Source organism: Vibrio sp. Isolate22, from assembly GCF_022398115.1.
Taxonomy (GTDB): domain Bacteria; phylum Pseudomonadota; class Gammaproteobacteria; order Enterobacterales; family Vibrionaceae; genus Vibrio.
Genome location: NZ_JAKEUW010000033.1, coordinates 15,386 through 40,430 on the forward strand (window position 1 = coordinate 15,386; position 25,045 = coordinate 40,430).

The window sequence follows — 25,045 nt, forward strand, 5'->3', positions numbered from 1 at the left end:
AAGATGCCTTTCATCTTATATCGCGAGATTAGACACAAAATATAATGATAATAAATGAGCCTCCCTACTCCCCTTGGGAGGCTCTCTTTTTGAGGTAATCGCTATGATTAGTGTATTTGATATCTATAAAATCGGTGTTGGTCCATCGAGCTCGCACACAGTTGGACCAATGAAAGCGGGTAAAGAATTTATTGATGACCTACGTTCAATGGGAAAATTGTGCGACATCACTAAAATCACCGTGGACGTATATGGATCACTATCACTGACAGGGAAAGGTCACCACACAGATATCGCAATCATCATGGGTCTTGCTGGCAATACTCCTGAGCGTGTTGATATCGATTCTATCCCGGGCTTTATTGCTCGCGTAGAAGAAACTGAACGCCTTCCTGTTGGCATGCACTGTCACACAGTTTCGTTCCCTCGCGATGGTGGTATGAACTTCCATACTAGCAACCTTTCTCTGCACGAGAACGGCATGAGCATCCACGCGTGGATTGGTGACGAAGTTGCATACTCAAAAACTTACTACTCAATTGGTGGCGGTTTCATCGTTGACGAAGAGAACTTCGGCAAAGAAGAAGAAAACCCAATCAAAGCACCTTACGAATTCACAACAGCTGAAGAGCTAGTTAACCAGTGTAAAGACAGCGGTCTTTCTATCAGCACACTGGTTATGAAAAACCAAGCGGCTTTCCACTCTGACGAAGAGTCTCGTACTTACTTCGCAAACATTTGGAAAACAATGCGTGAGTGTATGGATCGCGGTATGAATACTGAAGGTATCCTGCCTGGTCCACTACGTGTACCTCGCCGTGCTGCTGCACTTCGCCAACAGCTAATGACTTCAGAAAAAACAACAAACGATCCAATGTCTGTTGTTGACTGGGTAAACATGTTCGCATTCGCAGTAAACGAAGAGAACGCAGCTGGCGGTCGTGTAGTGACTGCACCAACAAACGGCGCATGTGGCATCATCCCTGCAGTTCTGGCTTACTACGATAAGTTCATCCAAACTGTGACTGAAAAAGACTACATCCGTTACTTCGCAGCTTCTGGCGCTATCGGTGGTCTATACAAGCGTAACGCTTCTATCTCTGGTGCAGAAGTTGGCTGTCAGGGTGAAGTTGGCGTGGCATGTTCTATGGCTGCTGCTGGCCTTGCTGAGCTTATGGGTGGTAGCCCTGAGCAAGTATGTATGGCTGCAGAAATCGCAATGGAGCACAACCTAGGTCTAACATGTGACCCAGTTGCTGGCCAAGTACAAGTTCCATGTATCGAGCGTAACGGTATTGCTGCTGTAAAAGCAATCAACTCAACTCGTATGGCACTTCGTCGTTCTTCTGCTCCTACTGTTTCTCTAGATAAAGTTATCGAAACAATGCTAGAAACAGGTAAAGACATGAACGCTAAATACCGTGAGACATCTCAAGGTGGTTTGGCTGTTAAGGTTGTTTGTTAATCGACTCTCGCTAACAAACAAGCAATAAAAAAGGAACGCATATGCGTTCCTTTTTTATATCTCAGTATCTGTTACTGCGAATCACAGCAACTAAAGCGATTGGTTAAATCACTTGAGAGATAAGTAAGAAGCAACCAAACAGCAATGAGAAAAGTAGCATTGGCTTGCCACCTTCAGCACTGTATCTATCTTCTGCTACTTTCATAAAGCGTTGCTTGTGAACCATTACCAGAGGAACGAATACGGCCAAGAACACAAGGATGATGCCAGCGTAGTTCAGCACTTGTAGAAACTTGTCCGCTGCCAACAATGAACCCGCTAATGGCAAGATAAAGCTAATGCAGTAAGTCACCGCCGTATTTTGGTTGAACATGTCTCGGTTTTGGTTGAATAGCGACATAGCCACACCAAAGAACGAAGTCAGCAGAGCCAAACCTGTGAAGATAGATAACACGGTACCCACCCATGGCGACTGAGCTTCAAATGCCGCCATCAAGTCAGAGACATTGTGGAAGCTTCTAAACTGCTCTTCACTCAAATTACCTACCACAGCAAACAACCAACATAGGTAGCACACTAGAGGAATAAGAGAGCCTACGATTACCATATTACGAAGCTGCTTATCGGTCGCTTCATGGTTGTAAGAAACCAAAGTTGGAATCACGACCATAAAGCCAAAACTGGTGAACAAGATTGCACTCGTTTTGATTAGGTCAACATGATTGTGACTCGTTACCTGCATTAGGTTATCTTGCGTCATGCTTGGCGCTAAAAACGCCATCGTTGCAAACAAGCTTGCCAGCATCACGAAGAACAGTGCACGGTTGAGCTTATCAATTACGCCTGTGCCACTTGCCACAACAGCACCGGCAAGCAAGGTAAACGTGATTTGGCTAGACGTTGCGGTAATGTCTATACCGAAATTAGACAGCAACTTACTCAGCAAGTCGCCCGCGCCTAAGATGTAAGCCATTAGCAAGCAAATCAGCAATGCGTAAAGCAGACCATTGGTGATTAGTTGCCCTTGTTTGCCTAGTGTCTTTCTAGCGATAGAGTTTAATCCTAAGCCACCACCCGCTTTGATGGTTGCTTCTAGAAGTAGTAATGCCGCGTAAGTGGTACCGAAACAGATCAGAACCATTAGCATTGTGCCGTAAAGCAATCCGAATTGAGCTAATACCATTGGGATTGCAAGCATACCAGCACCGAGAGCGGTACCAGCGATAATTAGGGAGCTACCCATCATTTTAATATTCATTGTCTTTAACTTATTTATTTAGTTTTTAATAGGTGTAGTTCTCTGTCATCAACCAAGATGCAAAGAAAATTCGAAAGAAGTTAAGCTTTAAAACGAATATCGATAGGAGCGATAAGCGGAGTTAAATCGCGAAAAGGCAGTAGAAAACGAGTAATACAAGCGAGAGTATAGAGAGGTGTGTTCAGATGAAGAAGCCATGTTCTGATGTGGTGACCCTTCTGTGGGTTCGATGATCGGTGATGTAATCTTGAATTTCATGTATGTGTCCAATATCAATAAGTCACATTCCATATTATTTAAAGCAGCGTATCCATTGCAGCCCTTCCTCTATCATTAGAGGTGACTTCATATTATCGAATGAACTCTGAAACACAACGCTATAACCACATTTTTTGCTATTAAATTGAACAAAACAAGCATTTGGATATTAATTAACCACCAAACATCAAAAAACAATAATCATTATTAATAAAAGACTTGTTAACTAATACAACTCGAGCATCCAAAATAGTACTTTTATTCGCACCAGCTTCGACTCACTTGCTAGGTGAAACTATCAAAACCGGATCCTTACTCTTTAGAGGTTCCTAATAGACCTCAGTGAGCATACAAACTCGCTACATCACAGAAACAAAACCACAACCGGAGTGTGGTCACACTATTCGATATACCCCATAGGTGGTAAGGACTCTTGCCAGTACAGTATCCGCGTCATCAGAACTAATAAAAACACCTATGCGCTCAACAATAACCTTCAAGATCTTGGTTGCTCTTGCCATTGTATTCACCTTTTTACTGGCAATATCCACCTACTTTCAATATTCCCAACAAAAACAACTGGTTAATTCCGTTCTAAGTGAACAACTTCACGATAAAGCGAGCAACTACTTCGATAGCCTTAATATGATGATGCTAACAGGCACTATGGCGCAGAAAGAAACACTGCGTCAGAAAGCATTAGCGCAAGAAGGCATTGAAGACGTTCGAGTATTACGTGCCGAAGCCGTAAGTAAGTTGTATGGTCCAGGCAATGACAACCAAACACCTGTTGACGAGATTGATAAAAGAGCCTTGTCAGGCGAAACGGTTATCGAGCCATTTTCTGCCGATTGGGGTAAAGGGTTAGTAATCGCCCTGCCAATGAAATCGAGCGAAAACTATCGTGGTACCAATTGTGTCGCGTGTCATATGGCACCAGAAGGCGAAGTATTGGGCGCAATACGACTGGAGTACAATCTGAGTCATGTTAATTCTCTAATTAACACTCAAACCATGGCTGCGATTGGTATTATGGCGGTGATCTCTTTTGCCGGTTTTGTACTGACGATGGGACTGATTCGTAAAATCATTGTCCGCCCACTTCAGCAAACCTCGCGCTTTATGACTCAAGTCAGCAGCGATAAAAACCTTTCAAACCGCTTACCTGAACAGAGCCAAGATGAAATTGGCACTTTAGCCAAATCAATCAACTCGTTCATGGGCACCGTGTCAAACAGCTTGGAGCAAGTACAAGACACCTCTCATAAGCTGAACGCGTCCGCCAATCAACTGACGAGCGTTGCTCAAATTACTGAGCAAGCCGCTAGCGACCAGCAAAATGAAACGGCGGAAGTTCAAAGTAATATTGAAGGCATACAGGCTCAACAAATTAATGTGGAGCAAGCAACGCTAACCGCATCCGACCTTATCAATCACACTTCGGACGTTGCCTGTAACAGTGCGAACCAAGCCCATGAGGCAAGCAGCGAGATAAAGAACCTTGTTAGTAGTATCGAAGAGGTCAAACTCAAGATCACCACACTCAATGAGCAGACTGGCGAAGTGTCTTCGATATTGAGTGTGATTCGTGGCATTGCCGATCAAACCAACCTTTTGGCACTCAATGCGGCGATAGAAGCAGCAAGAGCGGGAGAGCAAGGCCGAGGGTTTGCTGTCGTTGCTGACGAAGTTCGCCATCTCGCCTCTCGAACCGCAGAAGCCACAGGCAGTATTGAATCGATCATCCACCAATTCCAACAAGGCAGCGAAGAATCACTAACTTCCGCTGACCGCGTATGTGAGCAAGCGCATCGAAGCTCAAGTGACATCGACGCACTCGCTGCTGAGATGAATGGTGTTGTCGAAGAGATGAAACAGGTGCTTGCCCATGCGCAGAATATTCAGCAACAAACACAATCCACGACCCAAGCTACCAAAGATGTTCAGCAGAAAGTCGAAACCATCACTTCACATGCTAATGACACATCACTATCGGCTGGTGAGACGCGCAATATCAGTAACGATTTAGAAGAGCTGTCAGACCATCTAGAATCCCTGATTAATCAGTTCACCTTGTCTTGTACAAGAGACAAGGCCTAAATCGAGAGCAATACCTAACTGCAATCCAACAAAAAAGCGCTCAATCATGAGCGCTTCACCTTTCTATGTTGCCACGATTTAGGCTGTGAACTCTGAGTTCAAACAGCCGCTAGTGCGTAATCGACACCGCTGATAAGTCTTTATGCTTGTGGTACATCGCATGCTTGTAAATGAGCTTCGCGCTGACCTCATCCATACCTGCGACCTCAACATAAGCGCCTTTCTTGCGAAACTTAAACACCACCTTATCGAGCGCTTCGACTGAGGTGTTATCTAAGAAGGAGGCTTCAGAAATATCGATTGTAACCAGTGAGGTCGCCTTATCGTAATCGAACAAATCCACAAAGGCATCAGAAGAAGCAAAGAACACATTCCCCTTAACTCTATGAGTTGTGTGCAGTTGATTGGCCACAACCTCATCAGAGATAAAGACCATAGACTTACTCGCGTGTGCATAAAATAGGGCCGAAAGTACTACGCCAACCGCAACACCAATCGCGAGGTTATGAGTAAAGACGACCACAACAACTGTCGCCAACATGGTGACATTTGTCGGTAAAGTATGGTCTTTAAGTTCAACGATAGAACGCCAAGAAAAAGTACCGATTGATACCATAATCATCACAGAGACTAACGCCGCCATTGGAATCAACTTTAACCAATCAGAAGCGAACACTACCATTAGTAAAAGAAGTACGCCTGCGATCATGCTGGATAGCCTAGTTAAACCACCTGATTTAATATTGATGATTGACTGACCTATCATGGCGCAACCTGCCATACCACCAAACAGTGACGCAACAATGTTCGCGACCCCCTGCCCTTTACACTCATTGTTCTTGTTGCTTTCTGTATCCGTCAGATCATCAACAATGGTCGCTGTCATCAAGGATTCCAAGATGCCAACAACTGACAAAGCAATGGAGTATGGAAGTATGATTTCGAAGGTTTCTAATGAGAATGGAATGTTAGGAATTAAGAAGATTGGGAGTGAATCAGGTAGTTTTCCCATGTCACCAATGGTTCTCACATCTAAGCCAAACATCAAACTGATAATAGTGAGCGCGATAATAGCCACCAAAGGTGACGGTATTGCAGTTCCAAATTTGGGTAAGTAAGGCAACAAATAGATAATCGCCAGCCCCAAAACAACCAACAGATAAACGCTTGAGGGTACATTAATCAGTTCAGGTAATTGGGCCATAAAGATCAGAATAGCAAGTGCGTTTACAAATCCGGTAATCACAGATTTCGACACGAAGTTCATCAAATTACCTAGCTTCAAATAACCTGCAACAATCTGAATAACACCAGCTAAAAATGATGCTGCTAGTAGATAATCAAGCCCGTGCTCTTTAACTAATGTGACCATCAAAAGCGCCATTGCGCCTGTCGCACCAGATATCATCCCCGGGCGGCTGCCCACTAAGGCGGTGACAACACAGATACAAAATGAAGCGTACAAACCCACCTTAGGGTCGACGCCTGCGATAATGGAAAATGCGATAGCTTCAGGGATCAATGCAAGTGCAACCACAATCCCAGATAATGAATCTCCTTTGATATTTGATAACCAGTTTGTTTTTAAATAATTAAGCATGTAATTCTCTTTTACTTGTACAGCCAGTCCTGCCTTGTTCAGACATCATGTGATCGACTGTTTTTCATGAATGAGCGAGCGCTCGAAAAGTGCGGGTGTAGAGAGAATACAGGGGCTAAGGCGGCGTAATTAACACGTGAATATTAAACTCCTCTGGTAACTCTTTAGTTTGCAGCGACATGAGTTCGTGCCAAACAAAGAAGGTAAATGGTCTCCTAGATAGGAGAAGCCGCGACAATATAGTGTGAGGTTCGATGCAATCACACAATCATTATTGGAAACAAAGATTGCGACGGTTCAGTCAATGTAAGCCACGCGCAAGGTGAATCGAACTAAAGAAAAGTTAACAAGCAACCACAGTGAAAGTTAAACCCATGGCGAGATCGAACAAAAAACCAACCCTTTGTGAGTTTTATAGCGGACATACACAATATTTCTTTCGACAAGCAAGAATAAAGGTTGAAGCTCTCTGTATGACAGGTAATATGTTCCATTGATTTAAAAAGTTTATACAACTCAATGTTTCGATTGTTTTTTGTTCAAAACTTAGCGAACTATAGACAATCACTTGCAAACATTGCGTTGAATTTGTCCCTCAATGGAGAATGAAACCAACATGACTTACGCGCCTGTAAAAGACGTACTTGGCGGCAAGCTAGCGGTAGACAGTGAAGTAACTGTTCGCGGCTGGATCCGTTCACGTCGTGATTCCAAAGCTGGAATCTCTTTCCTTGCCATTTATGACGGCTCTTGTTTCGACCCGATTCAGGCCGTGGTCCCTAATAATCTTAATAATTACGAAAACGAAGTGCTAAAGCTAACTACTGGCTGCTCTGTTGAAGTAACAGGTAAGATTGTTGAGTCTCCAGCGAAAGGTCAAGATTTTGAGCTTGCTGCAACTGACGTTAAAGTTGTTGGTTGGGTTGAAGACGCAGAAACATACCCAATGGCGAAAACTCGCCACTCTATCGAATACCTTCGTGAAGTAGCTCACCTACGTCCACGTACAAACGTAATCGGTGCAGTAGCGCGTGTTCGTAACTGTCTATCTCAAGCGATTCACCGCTTCTACCACGAGCAAGGTTTCTTCTGGGTATCTGCTCCACTAATCACTGCTTCTGATGCTGAAGGTGCTGGTGAAATGTTCCGCGTTTCTACGCTAGACATGGAAAACCTACCTCGCACAGAAAAAGGCGATGTTGATTACAACGAAGATTTCTTCGGTAAAGAAACATTCCTAACAGTATCTGGCCAACTAAACGGTGAAGCTTACGCTTGTGCACTAAGCAAAGTTTACACGTTCGGTCCTACGTTCCGTGCTGAAAACTCAAACACAAGCCGCCACCTAGCTGAATTCTGGATGGTTGAACCTGAAGTAGCTTTCGCGGATCTAGAAGACATCGCTAAGCTATCTGAAGACATGCTTAAGTTTGTATTCAAAGCCGTACTAGAAGAGTGTCGTGACGACCTTGAGTTCTTCGCTCAACGTATCGACAAAGAAGCAATTACTCGTCTAGAGCAGTTCGTAACTTCTGACTTCGCACAAGTAGACTACACTGACGCAATCCAGATCCTTCTAGATTCAGGTCGTGAGTTCGAATTCCCAGTTGAATGGGGTATCGATATGTCTTCTGAGCACGAGCGTTACCTAGCTGAAGAACACTTCAAAGCGCCTGTAATCGTTAAGAACTACCCGAAAGACATCAAAGCATTCTACATGCGTGCTAACGATGACGGTAAGACTGTAGCGGCAATGGACGTACTAGCACCTGGTATCGGTGAAATCATCGGTGGCTCTCAGCGTGAAGAGCGTCTAGACATCCTAGACGAGCGCATGCGTGAAGTAGGTATCGACCCAGAGCACATGAACTGGTACCGCGACCTACGTAAATACGGCACTGTTCCTCACTCTGGCTTCGGTCTAGGTTTCGAGCGTCTAGTATCTTACGTAACAGGCATGGGCAACGTACGTGACGTTATCCCATTCCCACGTACTCCTCGCTCTGCGAACTTCTAATTCCGCGTTAAGCTCGAATTAAAAGAAAGAAAACAAAAACCTCCGCAGTGCGGAGGTTTTTTTATATTCAGAACAGAACGAAAACATCATTAGGAGTCATGCAAAACCAAGCTCCTTGATAAGTGCGCTAGTCAACGTCCTGATTACTTGCATACTTTATCGCGAGACCACATATCGCCATCATTACAAATGGAATCGCAGCGGTGGTGTATTCCGCCCAAGCCATATCAGCGAATGCTTTTGCCAACAATACATGGCCAAGAATAAGTAGAAGCGCACACACAATCGCGACGACAATCAGCTTCACTTCATTTCCCATAGTCATTTTCAACATAACGGTATCTCCAATATTTGGTCTAACGCTATTGAACCACAACTGTTCGGTAAATAAGGCGTACAGTTTCCCCACAATAAATCCGTACAGTTAGCATTATGTTGTTTTTTATGAGTCAGTTAGCGTTTATATTTGCACTTAATGCGCCAACTGATGGGCGAGTTTGCCGAGTAATACGAGGGCATCTTCTCTCTCTTGAGTGAGTTCGTAAGAGAAGTTCAGACGAATTGCATTGTCAGCTCTCCCCTGCTCACTAAACAAGTCACCTGATGCGACACTTATTCCCTGCGTAATCGCAAGTTGATGAAGCTGCTGGCTATCAAAGTCAGAATTGAAGCGGATCCAGATGAAGTAACCACCAGCGGGATCTTCAATTTTGATAGAGTGTGGAAAGTACTGCTTGATGACTTCTATAAACCGCGCTTTTCGCTCCAAAAGGCTCTTACGCAACTTACGTAGGTGATTATCGTAGCTTTCATGAGTTAAGAAGTGTGCAACACCAAGCTGAACTGGCGCGCTACTAGAGAGGGTGGAAAGCAGTTGTAGTTTCTGAATCGCATCATTGAAGCGAGCATTCACCACCCACCCCACTCGATAGCCTGGACAGAGACTTTTCGAATAGGAACCACACAGTAAAACCGAATCCGTTTTATCAAAAGCCTTCAGAGGCTTAGGTTTATGTCCTTCATGGTAAAGGTCACCGTACACATCATCTTCAATAATGTAGGTATTGTGCTGCTCTGCTATCTCGACTACTCGGCGTTTGGCTTCATCCGATAAACTTGTACCTGTTGGGTTTTGAAAAGTCGTCATCAGCCAACATGCTTTCACATTGTGGTTCTTCAGTACGCTTTCAAACTGTTCAATATCCAACCCGTTGACTGGGCAAACGTCCACTTCGATAGGCTTAAGCCCCAGCCTCTCAACGGCTTGCAAAGCGCCATAAAACGCCGGCGATTCAATCACAACATGGTCGCCAGATTGAGTCACGGTTTGCAGGCTTAAGTTCAGAGCTTCCATCGCACCCGAAGTAATCACGATATCTTGATGGTTAACGCTAATACCTTGTTGTAAGTAGCGCTGTGCGATCTGCCTTCTTAATGACTCGCTGCCTGGCGGCAAGTTGTTAATCACGCTCGCACCCGTCATTTTTCTGCCTGCACTGGCTAGGTTTCGAGTTAAGGTGGGTAAAGGAAAAAGATCTGGGTCAGGAAAGGCGGAGCCAAAAGGAACAATACCCTCAGCAGAACTGGACTTTAGAAAATCAAATAAGCGATCGTTAATCGCCTTCTTCTCTCGAGCTACTGGCGGCTGATAATCCACACCGTCGACTTTAGGAGCAACAAAGTAGCCAGACTGAGGCTTGGCAATGATCCAACCTTCGCTTTCTAGCAACTGATAGGCTTGTAACACAGTACTATTACTGACGTTGTAGTTACGACAGCTCATGCGCACAGAGGGGATCTTCTCTCCTGAACGCCATGTGTTATTAGCGATCTGAGTTCGAATATCCTTTGCAAGCTCTTCATAACGCGCCATCTAATTGTACTACCTAGATAAATTCCTGTGGACGTGTGATCTTATCATTAACGTGATCAACTATTGCTTCTATCCATATGATTGCACCTAATTTCTATAATTGTGTGAATTGGTTCACAGATAACTTTGTAAGCTTTGCTAAGTTTGTATCCAAGGTATGAGCTAAATTCGCTTTACGCCTCAATAATTTGATGTAACCCAAAAACATGCGAGATAACAATGAAAAAAATAGAAGCAGATCAGTTAAGTTATAAAGGAGAGTCAAACGGTGTTCATAGTTGGACAACACCGAGTGGCCAGCCATACTACTGGCACCCAGATTGGCTCCATATTGCTGAAGATGCGACAGGCTCACATCCAAAGCAGAAGCTAGATGTAGACCAAGATCAAGCACCTACTGAAAAGCACGCGGTATCTGCAATTCTTAAGCACATCAACCAATGGGCAGCAGACAAACTGGCGTCACACCCAGAAATTGAAACTGGCTCAATTGAAGCTGAAATCAATCTTAAAAAGTAGTCAGCTTTTTATCATCGTTAGGTCGCGTTGCAGCTAGTCTTCTCACTCCTCATCGCAACCTCATCGACGTAATAGCCTCGAGACTCAACCGAGGCTATTCAAACCTCTTCATAATAACGCTGTAATATTCCCCACCTAGCTAACAAAAATTCAACACTAACCACTTTCTTGTATCAATCCGCGAAAGCTATCGATAGAATTTCCGGTCTCATTCATGTCATCTATGTTAATCATACATGTGCCTTTATCCGTCAATTAATCTAAGGCTCATGTAAATCAACAAGAACAAAGGCTTATCGATGGATACTTCTAACTATAATAAATCGCTAACGACCCAGTTATACGCTATCGCCGGTGTGCTCTTTGGCACTTATGGTAGCCGAGTGTGCCCGATGCTTGAGAGCCTATCCACACTGGAGATTTTCACTCACGTCAGCATCGTCTTTGTCTTAGTTTGGCTTGTTCGTCACTTTTTATTCGCTAATCACGCTTTGGTTAAGCAAGGCAGGTTTGCTCAGCTTGATACCTTTCTGTTCTTCGCCGCGAGTATCCCATTCGCACTGTATTACAACCTTAGCTACGAGTTCACGATAGACAGCAATCTAAAAGTCTTGTTTGGAATGACCTTATTCGGTTTCTTCACTGGCACTATCCTCCAGTTACACGCCAAGTTAGCTCAAATCGACAACATGGAAGCAACTGGTCAATTTGATTTCCAACTGATTGGTGAACGAAGCTCACTAATAAAGCAGATGATTGGCTTGGTGATGGTACTTCTGGTAACGCTGACGACCATGCTGACCATGATTGCAGTCAAAGACATCTTCTGGCTAGAACACAACCCTGACCGCTTACTTGATGGCACTGGCAAGATCAGCGTAATTAAAGAATTCATCTATTTAGCACTGGTGTTAGGCGGCTATGCCATTGTCATCATGACACTTTGGAGCAAGCTGATTAAGCGTATTCTCCTTAGCCAAGAGTGTGCATTAAATAAGGTGACCAATGGAGAGCAAGGTGTACGCCTGCCTATTTTTGGTTACAACGAACTTGGCTCAATGGCAGCCATGACCAACACCATGCTGGATAGCTTAGAAACGGCTCAGAACGAAGTGAAAACGACTCGTGACGTGGCCATTGTTAGCCTATCAGCACTTGCAGAATCTCGAGACAACGAGACTGGCGCGCACATTCTAAGGACTCAAGAGTATGTAAAGGTTTTGGCACAACAACTCAGTAAATCTCAAGAACACGCCGCATTATTAACGCCAAGCTATATCGAGTTACTTTATAAGTCTGCTCCTCTACATGACGTAGGAAAGGTCGGAGTGCCAGATAGCGTGCTCCTTAAACCGGGCAAATTAACCGATGAAGAGTTCGAAATAATGAAGGGTCACCCGGCGATTGGCGCTGAAGCCTTATCTATTGCAGAAAAGCAGCTCGGAAGCAGTTCTTTTTTAAGGGTGGCAAAAGAGATCTCTCTCACTCACCATGAAAAGTGGAACGGCAGTGGCTACCCAAATCAATTGGCTGGTGAAGACATCCCTTTGTCGGGTCGCTTAATGGCCTTAGCCGATGTTTATGACGCATTAATATCTAAACGCGTCTATAAACCGGCATTTACACATCAACAAGCCAAAGAGATCATTTTAGAAGGTGAAGGTTCTCATTTCGATCCGCAAGTTGTTCAAGCCTTTTTAGCCGTCGAAGACCTTTTTGTTGAAATCGCAGCCACTAACAAAGATGGAAAAAGCGTAGAAAACGAACTCGAGAGAGAAAGCCTTATTGCTTCCACTGCATAATCTTTTCAAAAACCACTAACTTCTTACACCCTATAGGTTAATCCGTAGGGTGTTTTGTTATCAAATACCCTCTTTAGTCAATAAATCTGATTGAAATGGATTTTTTTTGGTCTTTCTGTTCACTTCGTATTGTCTTAAAAATTCCATACAGGTATAACTACCCATAGATACTATCCCCTCTCAATTGACATGGATGAAGATTATGTTTGAAAAAGTGTTAGCTGCGCCTGCCGACCCTATCCTCGGCCTTACTGAAGAGTTTAAAAACGACTCTCGTGCAGAGAAAATCAGCCTTGGTGTTGGCATCTACAAAAATGAAGATGGTCAAACGCCAGTACTTAAAACAGTAAAGAAAGCAGAAGCTGCACTTCTTGAAAACGAAAAAACCAAATCTTACCTAACGATTGAAGGTACAGCTGAATACGGTCTTGCCGTTCAGAAGCTACTTTTCGGTTCAGATGCTGAAATCGTAACTTCTCAACGCGCTAAAACAGCACAAGCTCCGGGTGGTACTGGTGCTTTACGTGTTGCAGGTGAATTCATTAAGCGTCAACTTGGCGATGTGAAGATCTGGATCAGTAACCCAACTTGGGCTAACCACAACGGTGTTTTCGCTGCTGCGGGTATCGAAACAGCTCAATACAGCTACTACAACGCTGAAACAAAAGACAAAGACTTCGCTGGTATGGTTGCTGACCTAGAGAAAGCATCTGAAGGTGATATCGTTCTTCTTCACGGCTGCTGTCACAACCCAACAGGTATTGACCCAACAGCTGAAGAGTGGGAAGTACTGGCTAAACTCGTTGCTGAGAAGAAACTTCTTCCACTATTCGACTTTGCTTACCAAGGTTTTGCAAAAGGCGTTGAAGAAGATGCTGCTGGCCTTCGTACTTTCGCTAAGTACAACAAAGAGATTCTAGTTGCGAGCTCATTCTCTAAGAACTTCGGTCTGTACAACGAGCGTGTTGGTGCATTCACTTTAGTTGCTGAATCTGCAGACGTAGCAACAACAGCATTCTCTCAAGTTAAGAGCATCATCCGCTCTATCTACTCTAACCCACCAGCGCACGGTAGTGCTGTCGTAACTCACATCCTTGGCGATGCTGGTCTACGTGCTGAATGGGAAGCGGAAGTCGCTGAGATGCGCGACCGTATTCAAGAGATGCGTGAGCTATTCGTTGCAACACTGAAGTCTGAAGGTGTGGATGCAGACTTCACGTTCATCGAGCGTCAAAACGGTATGTTCTCTTTCTCAGGTTTGAGCAAAGAGCAAGTAAACCGCCTAAAAGAAGAATTCGCAATCTACATTGTTGGCTCTGGCCGTATCAGCGTAGCGGGCATGACTAAGTCAAACATGGGCCCTCTATGTAAAGGTATCGCTGCGGTTCTTTAATCGTAACAATACCCAGTCTGATTTTGCAGACAGATAGATATGCAAAAGCCAGCGATTAAGCTGGCTTTTTTGTAACTGTCGTAACGTGTGAGGTTTAATTCAATTAGTACTCTAGGAAGAACTCGACACCTAACTCATTGGTCCTCTCACTTACTCCTGTGCTCCCCTCACCATCTCTATGCTGGTATGAGCCACCAATCGCAAACTTGTTGGTCACTAGATAACGTAAACCTAGGTGGTAAATTTCTTCATCGAATAAATCACTTCGATTGAGCTGTACACTACCGTTCGCAATCCAACGCTTAGCAAAGCCATAGTTAAGCTCGGCTTTAACACCTTGGATGAACTCGGTGTCAGAAGATTGAGTTCTGTTGGTATCATTATCTTCAACCTCGCCTTTAGTCACACCGAGCAGGTAGTACGCCACTATATCTAAATCTTTCTTAATACTGTAACGGTAGCCAACACCTGGCATAAGCGTATCAATTCGAGTTGTAGTGTCATCAGGGTGGATAAAACGCGCGGTATAATCACCAAGCAATAACCAATCATCGGTCATGGTGTAGCTCACACCCAAGCCAAACGCCGATGCATTATTATTGCCCCCAGCATCTTCGTTTAAACTGCCTGAATGCGCCTTAGCATAAACGTGGTCGTAATCAAGAATATCCACACTGTGAGTGTCTGCCCACAAACTTGGAGAAAACATAAAAACTGCAGATACAAAACTAAGCTTCCACTTCGACATTCCCATCATCCTTAAACTGTCACTCCATTATTTGAAAGGTTAGTCTATCCCTAAGACTTTAAAAAGGTTTTAGCTCACAGATTGATTTGTGACGGCAAATTATTATCAAATGTTGTACCATGAAATCATACAAACCAATGGATGATTACTATGGATGCTGAGTTATTAGAGATTCAAAACTTTCTGGCACAATACCCCCCTTTCAATGAGCTCCCTGAGGAGATGTTGACGAAAGTGACCAGCAGCGTGGAAATTTCTTATTACCGCCAAGACACACCTATCATTCACTTTGGTGATCAAATTCATGATCTGTATATGGTTCGAAGCGGCGAAGTTGAAGTCTATCGTCGTAAAGGCGAACTGTATAACCGCCTTGATGAAGGCCACCTGTTTGGTCAAATGGGCCTGCTTACCAACAACAAGGTGCGCTTCCCAGTAAAAGCGACCGAAGATACCCTGCTCTATTGTATTCCTGAGCCTATTTTCCAAGAGCTCTACGATAAGTACGACTCTTTTGCTGATTTCGTAGAGGTTGAAGATAACGCGCGCCTTCGTCAGGCAAACTCAAGTAATAACGATGCCAACGACCTCACGACGTCTAAAGTGAAAACGCTGCTGACCAGTGAAGCGCCGATGATCGAAAAAACGCGCACCATTCAACAAGCGGCCACCATGATGGCGGAAGAGAATGTCTCTTCCTTGCTGATCATCGACCCAGACATCGTGGAAGATGATGAAGACGATTCGACGCCCGTTATCGGTATCATCACCGACCGAGACTTATGTACTCGCGTACTGGCAGAAGGCCTCGATCCATCCGATGAAGTCTCTAGCGTGATGACACCTGAGGTTATCTCTCTTGACCACAATGCCTATGTATACGAAGCCATGATGACCATGCTTCGTTACAACGTGCACCACTTACCTGTCTTGAAAGATAAGAAGCCAATCGGTATTATCGAAGCGACCGACATCGTCCGTTACGAATCTCAAAACTCGCTACTATTAGTAAGTAGTATCTTCCAGCAACAAAGTATCGAAGATCTCAAAGTGCTTTCTGAGCAAGTGAAAGACAGCTTTGTCCGTCTCGTTAACGAAGATGCCAATGCTCACATGGTTGGCACCGCAATGTCGGTAATTGGTCGTAGCTTCAAGCAACGTATTATCGAACTCGCGGAAGAGCAGTTAGGTAAATCGCCAATTCCATACTGTTTCTTAGCATTAGGCTCAATGGGGCGTGATGAACAATTGCTGGTCACAGACCAAGATAACGCCATCATTCTTGACGACACCTACGATGAAGCAAAACACGGCAAGTACTTTGAAGCGCTTTCAAAGTTCATTTGTGACGGCTTAGACCAATGTGGTTACGTATATTGCACAGGCGACATCATGGCAACTAACCCGACGTGGCGAATGACCCGCAGAGAATGGGAAGAGTGCTTCGCTGACTGGATTGATGATCCAAACCCGAAAGCACTGCTGAACGCGTCGATCTTCTTCGACCTAGATGGTGTATATGGTCGCCTGAAATGGGCAGAGCAACTAAACAGCTTTATCGTAAGACGTGCACGCAAGAACAACCGTTTCCTAGCGTGTCTGGCACGCAACGCACTCAACCGTACTCCACCGCTTGGTTTCTTTAAAGACTTCGTTATGGAGAAAGATGGTCGTCATAACAACTCCATCAACCTCAAACGACGTGGTACGGCTCCTCTAGCAGACTTGATTCGTGTCCATGCGCTAGCGGTAGGCTCTCGCTCTAAAAACTCATTTGAACGCTTAGATGACATTATCGACGCGGGTATTCTGCCAAAAGGTAGAGCACAGGATCTTAAAGATGCGATGGAATTTATCTCTCTGGTGCGTATTCGCCACCAAGCGCACGATGTTGATAATAATGTCGAGCCGGATAACAACATTGAACCAGAGAACTTGTCCGATTTCGAACGTCGTAACCTGAAGGATGCATTCCAAATCTTAAGTAATGCACAAAACTTCCTTAAGTTCCGTTACCAAGCCAGTAACAAGTTTAAGTAGGGCCTATGAACAAACTATTCAGATCACCTGCGGTCGATTGGCCATTTAAGTTTGCTCAAAAGCTTGAACGTGCCCAGGATGGACGCTTAAAGCAGTTCTACAGCCAACCCCTTCCAGCGCCTGACACACCGCTTTCAGAAGTGATGTTCTTAGCGTTGGATTTCGAAACTACCGGTTTGAACCCTTCCAAAGACGGGATCATCACCATAGGTTTAGTGCCATTTACTCTTAACCGAATCTACCTTCGACAAGCAAGGCACTGGACACTGCGTCCGAGGCAGAAGCTAGAGGAAGAGTCAGTGGTAATCCACGGCATTACCCACAATGACATCATCGATGCGCCAGATCTTGATGAAGTGTTGGATGAAGTATTACAAGCGATGGCTGGCCATATTCCCGTTGTTCACTATCGCCGTATCGAGCGAGATTTCTTAAACAACGCATTGAAAGTGCGATTGAATGAAGGCATCGAATTTCCGGTGCTGGACACGTTAGAGATTGAATCTCAGATCCAGAACAAACTGGCTGGCGGCTTATGGAATAAATTAAAAGGTAAGAAGCCAGGTTCGGTTCGACTAGGGCAAAGCCGTCGTCGATACCACCTACCCGACTACACGCCACATCATGCGCTTACGGATGCCATTGCAACCGCAGAGTTGCTTCAAGCACAGGTTGCTCATCACTTTTCACCTGATATGCCACTGAAGAGTTTCTGGTTGTAACGGCACTTACAAAGTTCATCACTATTAAAAAGCCCGCTATATCTCAATAGCGGGCTTTCTCTATCTGACTACTGGTTTATACCGCTGTAGGTCCAACCAAGCGCATTTCCCAATCTTCGACTTTACCCGTTTCGAGGCGACGAGCAACAAGCGCTCCCCAAGACTCAACTAAAGGCAATTCCATCATTTGGCTTAATAAGTCTTTATCTAAGCTACCGGTAAAAACGGCACCCATGATACGAGCAAGTGACCAGTCAGGATAAGGACGTTCGCACAGTATGATCTCATCGCCCGCACCTATTTCGCCCTCTTCTAACACTCGGAAGTACCAACCAGTTCTGAGTGTGTCTTGCAGCCTTTGCGCCATATCGTGTTGGTCAAAGCGCACATTGAGCTTCCAACAAGGCATGCGCCCTTGCGATACCTCCAACAAAGTAGAGCCAATACGGATTTTATCTTTTAAGCAAATCGATTGTTCGGTCACACCACTTGAGCTGATGTTTTCTCCAAAAGCGCCTGCTGATTGGAAGACGCCTTTGTCGCCCAACTCCTGCTGCCAAACTTGATAGTGTTCACTTGGATAGATATGAAGGGCTTTCTGAATGCCGCCATGAAAACGCGGATCACCTTGCTCATCATTGGTAAAACCCAGCTCCGTTGCGTGTTGACGCTCCAACAAGACTTTTTTGTTGATGGCACTTTTTGCACCATGTGCGAAAGCGACCGTTTTGCCTGCCAATACATTGTTAACCACACCTAACTTCTTCATATCTCTCCCTTCTTGTCTAAATCTTATTATTATTTCTTGCGAGAATATTGCCTTTTACGAACAGCACTAACGCTCGCCTAATGATCTAAATATCGGAATCGCCGCCAACACTTCAATATTTTGGTCGGTGCTTTTGAGGTAGCGAGTCTCACTATCAGAAACCAACACATGACGCTGATAGCCCTCTTCGATTGGAAACTTAGCTAATACGGTATCGAGTGATGTTTCACACTTGCTGCGGTCGATATTCTCTATATCAACTTTAAACAAAAGCTGGTTCTGTTTGGATATCTCTACTTGAAAGCGCATGCGTATATTCTCTCGGCTTCATTCTATTTGCCGAGCATGATAGCCTAGGGTCGCCGCGTCAGAATAGGGACATAAGGACACTTAACCATGCTAACCCGCCAAATCGATTCTCGTACTGGAGTTGTCACCTCCAACAAGATGATGGCCGCCAATCCAAATTCGCCCGCGCTCGTTAAGACTATCGACATGCCGAAAGGTTACATCGATGCGATGCACCAACACACATGGCATCAAGTGATCTTTCCACTCAAAGGTTTACTACAAACTCAAACAGAACACTATCAACACCTGGTGCCGCACACATCGGCTTTGTTTGTCCCTGCCGGTATTTCACATGAATCTATCGCATTGAGCCATACCACGTTTGTTGGTATTTACCTTAACCCAGCCTTTGGAACGAAGTATGAGCCAGAGGTTCGAACCATTGCACTGACTCCCTTTCTAAACGAGTTATTGCAAGAAGTTCGCAGACAGTGTGAGGGATTGGCGAGCGATGAAGAAGTGTCTCGCCTACTGTCCGTATTGCACGACCAAATAATGAAAGACAACGTGCAGACCTTTCAGTTGTTATTGCCACAAGACAGACGTTTGAAGTTGATATTTGAAGCCCTCACCGATGAGCCAAATTTGGATTTGTCGCTCAAAGCGTGGGGAGAAAAAGTAGGTGCATCCGAGCGAACCTTGTCGCGATTATTCGCGAAAGAATTCAACACCTCGTTTCAGCTGTGGCGCCAACAAATACGACTCATTTACTCACTGTCTCTGCTAGACGAAGATGACTCAATACAAAGCATTGCTGATCAAGTGGGTTATCAAAACGACTCCTCTTACATTAAAGCTTTCAAAGCGACATTTGATGTCACACCACAGCAGTTTCGTTTGAACAGTAAAAGAAGATAGTCAGGGTTACAGATAAGTGTTTGCGAAACTAAAAAGAAAAAGAGGAGCCGTTAGCTCCTCTTTTAAATGTTTAATCTCGGGTAGACAGATTAAGCGTATTTCTCTTCGAAATCTTTCATGAAGCTTACAAGTGCTTGTACACCTTCTAAAGACATCGCATTGTAAAGTGACGCTCTCATACCACCTACAGCTCGGTGACCTTTCAGTGACTTAAGACCAGCCGCGTCAGCCAACTCTAGGAACTTCGCATCTAGCTCAGGTTTCGCAAGTTGGAACGGTACGTTCATTCTTGAACGGTTTGTTGCGTGTACTTCGTTCTTGTAGAAATCAGAATCGTCAATCGCATTGTAAAGTAGTGCTGCTTTTTCTTGGTTCACACGCTCCATCGCTTCCACACCGCCTTGAGCCTTCAACCATTTGAAAACAAGACCAGACAAGTACCAAGCGTAAGTTGGTGGCGTGTTGAACATAGAGTCTTTTTCAGCCAGTACTTTGTAGTTAAGAATGCTTGGCAATACGTCATTTGCAAGATCCAGCAGATCATCACGTACGATAGCGATACAGATACCCGCAGGGCCGATGTTCTTCTGCGCACCGGCATAAATAACACCATATTGAGACACATCGATCTTGCGAGACAAGATGTTAGATGACATATCAGCAACAATAGGTTTATCGGTTTGTGGTAGCTCGCTGATCTCAATGCCATCGATAGTTTCATTCGGGCAGAAGTGAACATACGCTGCTTCAGGATCGATTTTCCAGTCTTTTGCTGGAACCACAGCGGCTTTACCATCGACTGTTGTTTTTGCATTGAACACATCGATTTCACAGTACTTACTTGCTTCAGCAACTGCGCTTTCAGCCCAGTAGCCCGCATCAATGTAAGTTGCTTTTGTTGCGTCACCAAGAAGGTTTAAAGGCACAGCGGCGAATTGAGCACGAGCGCCCCCCTGACAGAACAGAACTTTGTAGTTATCTGGGATGTTCAGAAGATCACGTAGGTCTTGCTCAGACTCATCAGCAACTTTAATAAATTCTTTGCTGCGATGGCTGATTTCCATAACAGAAGTGCCTAAACCGTTCCAATCAATGAAGTCAGCTTGTGCTTGTTTCATTACTGGCTTAGGCAGAGCCGCTGGGCCAGCACTAAAATTGAATACGTTATCTAATGTAAGTTCCATGGGGATGATTGCTCCTGCTAAATAATAACTATGCAAGTAATACCATGTTTTACTCAACATAAAAACAACAAAAGAGGTCTTATGACCTCTTTTGTTTCGTACAGTACAAAATCTTTAACTTAATGCGCTAAATTGCCCTATGAGTATTCTTGCCTACTCAGTTTTATTGAACAAAAGCCGGCATAAGTAGTGCAATTAGTGGAATTTCTTGTCCATTTTCAAACACTAGGTTTCCATTTTTTAGGTCAGCGCTGATTTCGTAACCCTTGTCTGTTTCTTTGATCATTTCCATCACGATCAACTCATCAATACCTTCGCGAATAAACGGGTACTCTTCTACCAATCCGTTCGAGAAGCTCGAGTGGAGGTTACCCGTTAGTGCAGGCATGATCATTGAAGGGTTACTGCTGATGTTTTCTGTACCTTCAGGAACACTCACTAACCACTTCGATTCAAACTGGCCTTTGCCTAACTCTAATGACATGTTGTTCATTGAAAGGTCGAAGCCCTTAGCAAACAGAATGTCGATGAATGGGATGATCTCAGCAACGTCTTCTTGTGTAAGAACAGGATTAGACTGGTAAATCTCAAAGATTTTCTCGAACGACTCACTGTCGAGTTTAGACATTTCGAAATCAACGTTTAAGTTGTTCACTTGCCCTTCGCTCGTCTCGATATTAGCGATATCCAGTTTAAGGTTGCTACGCAGACGCTTAGTCGCTTCATCTAGGTGAGATTCAAAGTCATAGGTTGAGTTCTCGATAGTCATGAATGGCTGCATTGCCGAATCTGAAATCAAGAAACTATCAATCGTGAAGTTCTGCGTGCCTAGCCAGTAACCTTTAGCTTGTTGACCAGAACCCGTGCCTTTTAGGTTTGACAGTGTCACCTCTTCACCCGTCTCAAAATCGATTTGAACAGAAGGGACAGAAAGCTGGTAATCCACTTGGCCTAAGACAGTCGCATGGCCTGTCAGGTTCGATTTAGTGATAGATACCGAGGTGCCATTCTCATCAGTACCTTGATGATTGAATTGGCTTAGCTCGAAGTCGAAATCCGTATTGCCGTTCAGCTCTGTGCTCGTCGTTAAGGTCAGTGGCAGGATGTCTGCATTGTCTAACGTCGAAACAGCGTTAAGGCTAACCAAACCATGGCTAACCGCACTGTTAATGACAAACTTACTTGGTAAGCCATCAATCGCAAGCTGTTCTTTTAGATTTTCATCCGTCACAGTGATGCGAGTGGTTACATTAGAAGAAAGGTAACCTCTATCGTACTCAACGATCTCAGCTTGAATGCTCGAATTGTTAAGTTTTGCAACGCCATCAGTAATCGCATTTTGTCCAATTTGCCCAACCGCTAGAGGCCAACAAAGAGCCAATGAGATTGCGCCGCCAATTGCGCCAATTTTTCTTAACTGTTCCATGAGTTCTCTTTCTACATGTGTTTGTTTTTTTTCAGTCTAACCCATCAGTCGCAAACAAGAAACATTGAGTTAAATCAGTCTATTGCTCGATACTCCAAATCACTCAGCAAATTAACGGCTAGCTCTCATCCTTAATCAGCTGTTCTTGCTAGGCTATAAGCGTTGCGACTACTAAGGGTAAACTGTGAATCAATACGCTGTTATCTGTTTGGACAATAATCCAGTTAGCATCGAACGAATACGTACGGAATTAGCTCCGTTATCTTGTGTGTTCGATATCTACACTGCCGAGAACATTGAAGATGCGCACCACGCATTGGAAGACATCCACGACAATCATCAAACTGTTGCTTTGGTGATCACTCACCATCACTCTCAGTTTAATGGTGTGCAGTTTCTTATTGAACTCGAACAATTACCTCATAGTAATACGGCGAGAACCATACTCGTCAGTGCATCGTCAGATATTCAATCCATACTAACTGCGGTAAACGAAGGCAGGCTTAATCACTGCTTAACCAAACCGGTTCAAGATCAGGTTCTGTTCAAGTCAGCACAAAAGGAACTGACCTCTTTCGTTATCCAGTACGATGCTGAAAACCTACTGTCCTACAGTGATGCGTTAGATCAACACCGCCTACTAAGAGCCCACATAGAGCAAAAGATTCAATCTTTTCAATCAGGCTTTATTCACGATTACCACCAGCTTTCAGACAATGCGCTCGCTGAACGTGTCTTCAATGCCTTGCAAGAGGTCTTCTCCAAAGATGATAAAAACAAAGCAATTCGCGATTACTCTCCAGAGCACTTGTTAACGGTTGAAGGAGAAGACAATCGCTTCTTATGGTTGATCATTGAGGGTGAAGTCGCCCTCTATAAGAAAGATGAACTAGGACAGCAGCGAGAAGTGGTACGTCACTCTAAAGGCAACATCGTTGGTGGAATGTCATTTGTGACAGGCGAGCCTTCATTCTCTACAGGGATCACTTTGACACCAACTCGAGTCATTAAGCTAGATAAAGAGAGTTTTGCTCAGGTGATGCATTCCAATAATACTTTGCTGCCTTTGTTTACTAACCTACTGCTCCGTCATTTTAATCGCCGCTTACAACGTAGTATCACCAACAAAATCAAGCTGCAACAAACACTTGAATCATTAGAGTCCGCACACCAGCAGTTAATTGAAAAAGAGAAAATGGCCATGCTTGGACAACTTGTCGCAGGTGTCGCGCATGAGCTTAATAACCCCATAGCGGCAATTATGAGAAGTATTGAAACGCTATCAGAGCATCTAGACCAGATACTGGAGCAGCTATCGGTTCCTCATTCTAATAAGGGAACGGAGGTATTGGCGTGTTCAAAATTAGCTAAACCGCTCTCCACTTCTCAGGAGAGAGAACTGGTAAAACATTTAGCATCAACCATAGATGATCGTGCCCTCGCAAAAAAAGCCGTGAGATTGAATTTAAGCCAAGATGCTAAGGTTTTAGAGACCTTAAAAGACTCCCCTGTCGCAGGCAAAGAGTTACTCAACGACTTGGAGCATTACCATTACGTCGGCAACTCTATCCGCTCCATTCAAGTGTGTAGCAAGCGCATTGCCGACATGGTTAAAAGCCTAAAAAGCTATGCTCGTGAAGACGATGAGCTTCGCCATTACACAGACATACACGAAGGCATCGAAGACACTTTGGTGATCTTTGAAAACCGCTTGAAGCATCATCAACTTGAAAAGCACTACGACACCAACTTGCCGCCTTTGCTTTGCCAATCACTGGCGCTGCAACAAGTCTGGACCAACCTTCTTTCTAACGCACTCGATGCCATTCCAGAGCGAGGCAAGGTTTCTATCTCTACTTCACAACGGACTAAAGACAATCAAACGTTTCTAGTGGTGCAGATATCAGACACTGGCATTGGAATCGCTAAAGAAGACATTCATTCTATTTTCAATCCTAATTTCACAACCAAAAAAGAAGGTAACTTTGGTTTAGGGATTGGGTTATCTATTTCTCAACAGATCGTTTCGGCCCATCAAGGATTTATTTTGGTGGAGTCTGAGGTTGGAAGCCACACTCACATGCAAGTATGGCTGCCGTTCAAACAAGAAGGAGCACCTCATGAATAAGTACTTAATTTTATGTGTCGATGATGAACCAGAAGTGCTCAATAGTGTGCTTCAAGATTTAACGATGTTTGAAGATAATTTTGTTGTTGAGGGCGCAGAATCGGTCGATGAAGCCAAACAAGTCATCAAAGAGATGGAGCAAGACGGCATTAAGCTCGCTTTGATCTTATGCGACCACATCATGCCGAAAAAAACAGGTATCGATTTTCTTATCGAACTTAACCAACACGACTCTACAAAGCCTACGCGCAAGCTGCTGCTCACCGGGCAAGCCGGGCTTGAAGATACGGTAACGGCCATTAATAACGCGGCTCTCGATTTCTATATATCCAAACCTTGGCAAGGCGACCAACTCAGAGACACCATCACTCAGCAGCTGACCGACTATGTGATTGCCAATGATAAACAACTACTGAATTGGACTTCGATTCTAGATACAGAGCGCATCCTAACCTCGATGGCAAATAAGCGCACAAGCTTTGGAGAGTAACGCTTTCGATTAACGTTTGAAGGGCAATGAGATAAATAGCAGTC

At 44.3% G+C, this 25,045-nt stretch carries 20 protein-coding genes; 11 read left to right on the plus strand and 9 right to left on the minus strand.

Features of this window, described 5'->3' with window-relative positions; translation table 11 throughout:
* The first annotated feature begins 103 nt into the window (after positions 1–103).
* Entirely contained in the window at positions 104–1,465 is a 1,362-nt protein-coding gene (locus tag L1D55_RS17410) for an L-serine ammonia-lyase (protein ID WP_239918260.1), read from the plus strand.
* 103 nt (positions 1,466–1,568) lie between these two features.
* Here L1D55_RS17410 and L1D55_RS17415 read toward each other — a convergent pair whose 3' ends face one another.
* Complete coding sequence (locus L1D55_RS17415) at positions 1,569–2,711, minus strand: aromatic amino acid transport family protein (protein WP_239918280.1); 1,143 nt, start codon at positions 2,709–2,711, stop codon at positions 1,569–1,571.
* Between the two features lie 747 nt (positions 2,712–3,458).
* Here L1D55_RS17415 and L1D55_RS17420 point away from each other — a divergent pair.
* Positions 3,459–5,081, plus strand: a complete 1,623-nt coding sequence (locus tag L1D55_RS17420) for a methyl-accepting chemotaxis protein (RefSeq protein ID WP_239918261.1) — start codon at positions 3,459–3,461, stop codon at positions 5,079–5,081.
* Positions 5,082–5,190: 109 nt separating this feature from the next.
* Here the strand turns inward: L1D55_RS17420 and L1D55_RS17425 are convergent, their stop codons facing one another.
* The gene (locus L1D55_RS17425) at positions 5,191–6,681 is read right to left on the minus strand and encodes a SulP family inorganic anion transporter (RefSeq protein ID WP_239918262.1); all 1,491 of its coding nucleotides are present in this window, start codon (positions 6,679–6,681) and stop codon (positions 5,191–5,193) included.
* Positions 6,682–7,297: 616 nt separating this feature from the next.
* Between L1D55_RS17425 and asnS the strand changes: the two genes are divergently transcribed.
* Positions 7,298–8,698, plus strand: coding sequence for an asparagine--tRNA ligase (asnS, locus tag L1D55_RS17430; protein ID WP_004741585.1), 1,401 nt, complete (start codon positions 7,298–7,300; stop codon positions 8,696–8,698).
* Between the two features lie 127 nt (positions 8,699–8,825).
* Here asnS and L1D55_RS17435 read toward each other — a convergent pair whose 3' ends face one another.
* Both L1D55_RS17435 and L1D55_RS17440 read right to left on the minus strand, forming a co-directional pair.
* Positions 8,826–9,032: a hypothetical protein gene (locus tag L1D55_RS17435; protein WP_004741584.1), complete on the minus strand. Its 207-nt coding sequence runs from the start codon at positions 9,030–9,032 to the stop codon at positions 8,826–8,828.
* Between the two features lie 138 nt (positions 9,033–9,170).
* Complete coding sequence (locus L1D55_RS17440; protein WP_239918263.1) at positions 9,171–10,571, minus strand: PLP-dependent aminotransferase family protein; 1,401 nt, start codon at positions 10,569–10,571, stop codon at positions 9,171–9,173.
* 219 nt (positions 10,572–10,790) lie between these two features.
* Here L1D55_RS17440 and L1D55_RS17445 point away from each other — a divergent pair, with 219 nt between their 5' ends.
* The 3 genes from L1D55_RS17445 to L1D55_RS17455 all read left to right on the plus strand — a co-directional run bounded on the left by L1D55_RS17445 (position 10,791) and on the right by L1D55_RS17455 (position 14,285).
* Positions 10,791–11,090, plus strand: coding sequence for a hypothetical protein (locus tag L1D55_RS17445; protein ID WP_004741582.1), 300 nt, complete (start codon positions 10,791–10,793; stop codon positions 11,088–11,090).
* A 299-nt stretch (positions 11,091–11,389) separates the two neighbouring features.
* Positions 11,390–12,892 (plus strand): HD domain-containing phosphohydrolase, encoded by a 1,503-nt coding sequence (locus tag L1D55_RS17450; RefSeq protein WP_239918264.1) that lies wholly within the window; start codon positions 11,390–11,392, stop codon positions 12,890–12,892.
* Between the two features lie 202 nt (positions 12,893–13,094).
* A complete protein-coding gene (locus tag L1D55_RS17455; protein WP_239918265.1) occupies positions 13,095–14,285 on the plus strand; it encodes an amino acid aminotransferase in 1,191 nt (396 codons plus the stop codon).
* A 103-nt stretch (positions 14,286–14,388) separates the two neighbouring features.
* On the opposite strand, the gene L1D55_RS17460 is transcribed toward L1D55_RS17455, so the two are convergent.
* Positions 14,389–15,033, minus strand: a complete 645-nt coding sequence (locus L1D55_RS17460) for an outer membrane beta-barrel protein (RefSeq protein ID WP_239918266.1) — start codon at positions 15,031–15,033, stop codon at positions 14,389–14,391.
* A 150-nt stretch (positions 15,034–15,183) separates the two neighbouring features.
* On the opposite strand from L1D55_RS17460, the gene L1D55_RS17465 reads away from it, so the two are divergent.
* A complete protein-coding gene (locus tag L1D55_RS17465) occupies positions 15,184–17,073 on the plus strand; it encodes a DUF294 nucleotidyltransferase-like domain-containing protein (protein WP_239918267.1) in 1,890 nt (629 codons plus the stop codon).
* A gap of 5 nt (positions 17,074–17,078) precedes the next feature.
* Positions 17,079–17,795, plus strand: coding sequence for a 3'-5' exonuclease (locus tag L1D55_RS17470; protein WP_239918268.1), 717 nt, complete (start codon positions 17,079–17,081; stop codon positions 17,793–17,795).
* Between the two features lie 76 nt (positions 17,796–17,871).
* Here the strand turns inward: L1D55_RS17470 and L1D55_RS17475 are convergent, their stop codons facing one another.
* Both L1D55_RS17475 and L1D55_RS17480 read right to left on the minus strand, forming a co-directional pair.
* The gene (locus tag L1D55_RS17475) at positions 17,872–18,564 is read right to left on the minus strand and encodes an MOSC domain-containing protein (protein WP_239918269.1); all 693 of its coding nucleotides are present in this window, start codon (positions 18,562–18,564) and stop codon (positions 17,872–17,874) included.
* Positions 18,565–18,630: 66 nt separating this feature from the next.
* On the minus strand, positions 18,631–18,873 hold the full coding sequence (locus tag L1D55_RS17480; RefSeq protein WP_004741575.1) for a hypothetical protein: 243 nt from the start codon (positions 18,871–18,873) through the stop codon (positions 18,631–18,633).
* An 87-nt stretch (positions 18,874–18,960) separates the two neighbouring features.
* Between L1D55_RS17480 and L1D55_RS17485 the strand changes: the two genes are divergently transcribed.
* Entirely contained in the window at positions 18,961–19,773 is an 813-nt protein-coding gene (locus L1D55_RS17485; protein WP_239918270.1) for a helix-turn-helix transcriptional regulator, read from the plus strand.
* An 89-nt stretch (positions 19,774–19,862) separates the two neighbouring features.
* Here the strand turns inward: L1D55_RS17485 and serC are convergent, their stop codons facing one another.
* Both serC and L1D55_RS17495 read right to left on the minus strand, forming a co-directional pair.
* Positions 19,863–20,957 (minus strand): 3-phosphoserine/phosphohydroxythreonine transaminase, encoded by a 1,095-nt coding sequence (gene serC / locus L1D55_RS17490; RefSeq protein WP_128161102.1) that lies wholly within the window; start codon positions 20,955–20,957, stop codon positions 19,863–19,865.
* Between the two features lie 163 nt (positions 20,958–21,120).
* On the minus strand, positions 21,121–22,383 hold the full coding sequence (locus L1D55_RS17495; protein WP_239918271.1) for a DUF945 family protein: 1,263 nt from the start codon (positions 22,381–22,383) through the stop codon (positions 21,121–21,123).
* A 184-nt stretch (positions 22,384–22,567) separates the two neighbouring features.
* Between L1D55_RS17495 and L1D55_RS17500 the strand changes: the two genes are divergently transcribed.
* Together L1D55_RS17500 and L1D55_RS17505 are read left to right on the plus strand one after the other, a co-directional pair.
* The gene (locus tag L1D55_RS17500) at positions 22,568–24,511 is read left to right on the plus strand and encodes an ATP-binding protein (protein ID WP_239918272.1); all 1,944 of its coding nucleotides are present in this window, start codon (positions 22,568–22,570) and stop codon (positions 24,509–24,511) included.
* Complete coding sequence (locus tag L1D55_RS17505; protein ID WP_239918273.1) at positions 24,504–25,001, plus strand: response regulator; 498 nt, start codon at positions 24,504–24,506, stop codon at positions 24,999–25,001. The genes L1D55_RS17500 and L1D55_RS17505 overlap by 8 nt, the downstream gene beginning before the upstream one ends.
* Positions 25,002–25,045: the final 44 nt, after the last annotated feature.

Bases quoted from the DNA above. Each gene is read 5' to 3' on its own strand.
- L1D55_RS17505 (WP_239918273.1), top strand. From the start codon at position 24,504: ATGAATAAGTACTTAATTTTATGTGTCGATGATGAACCAGAAGTGCTC.
- L1D55_RS17445 (WP_004741582.1), top strand. From the start codon at position 10,791: ATGAAAAAAATAGAAGCAGATCAGTTAAGTTATAAAGGAGAGTCAAAC.
- L1D55_RS17455 (WP_239918265.1), top strand. From the start codon at position 13,095: ATGTTTGAAAAAGTGTTAGCTGCGCCTGCCGACCCTATCCTCGGCCTT.
- asnS (WP_004741585.1), top strand. From the start codon at position 7,298: ATGACTTACGCGCCTGTAAAAGACGTACTTGGCGGCAAGCTAGCGGTA.
- L1D55_RS17420 (WP_239918261.1), top strand. From the start codon at position 3,459: ATGCGCTCAACAATAACCTTCAAGATCTTGGTTGCTCTTGCCATTGTA.
- serC (WP_128161102.1), bottom strand. From the start codon at position 20,957: ATGGAACTTACATTAGATAACGTATTCAATTTTAGTGCTGGCCCAGCG.
- L1D55_RS17460 (WP_239918266.1), bottom strand. From the start codon at position 15,033: ATGTCGAAGTGGAAGCTTAGTTTTGTATCTGCAGTTTTTATGTTTTCT.
- L1D55_RS17450 (WP_239918264.1), top strand. From the start codon at position 11,390: ATGGATACTTCTAACTATAATAAATCGCTAACGACCCAGTTATACGCT.
- L1D55_RS17495 (WP_239918271.1), bottom strand. From the start codon at position 22,383: ATGGAACAGTTAAGAAAAATTGGCGCAATTGGCGGCGCAATCTCATTG.
- L1D55_RS17410 (WP_239918260.1), top strand. From the start codon at position 104: ATGATTAGTGTATTTGATATCTATAAAATCGGTGTTGGTCCATCGAGC.
- L1D55_RS17485 (WP_239918270.1), top strand. From the start codon at position 18,961: ATGCTAACCCGCCAAATCGATTCTCGTACTGGAGTTGTCACCTCCAAC.
- L1D55_RS17480 (WP_004741575.1), bottom strand. From the start codon at position 18,873: ATGCGCTTTCAAGTAGAGATATCCAAACAGAACCAGCTTTTGTTTAAA.
- L1D55_RS17425 (WP_239918262.1), bottom strand. From the start codon at position 6,681: ATGCTTAATTATTTAAAAACAAACTGGTTATCAAATATCAAAGGAGAT.
- L1D55_RS17440 (WP_239918263.1), bottom strand. From the start codon at position 10,571: ATGGCGCGTTATGAAGAGCTTGCAAAGGATATTCGAACTCAGATCGCT.
- L1D55_RS17415 (WP_239918280.1), bottom strand. From the start codon at position 2,711: ATGATGGGTAGCTCCCTAATTATCGCTGGTACCGCTCTCGGTGCTGGT.
- L1D55_RS17435 (WP_004741584.1), bottom strand. From the start codon at position 9,032: ATGTTGAAAATGACTATGGGAAATGAAGTGAAGCTGATTGTCGTCGCG.
- L1D55_RS17475 (WP_239918269.1), bottom strand. From the start codon at position 18,564: ATGAAGAAGTTAGGTGTGGTTAACAATGTATTGGCAGGCAAAACGGTC.
- L1D55_RS17470 (WP_239918268.1), top strand. From the start codon at position 17,079: ATGAACAAACTATTCAGATCACCTGCGGTCGATTGGCCATTTAAGTTT.
- L1D55_RS17465 (WP_239918267.1), top strand. From the start codon at position 15,184: ATGGATGCTGAGTTATTAGAGATTCAAAACTTTCTGGCACAATACCCC.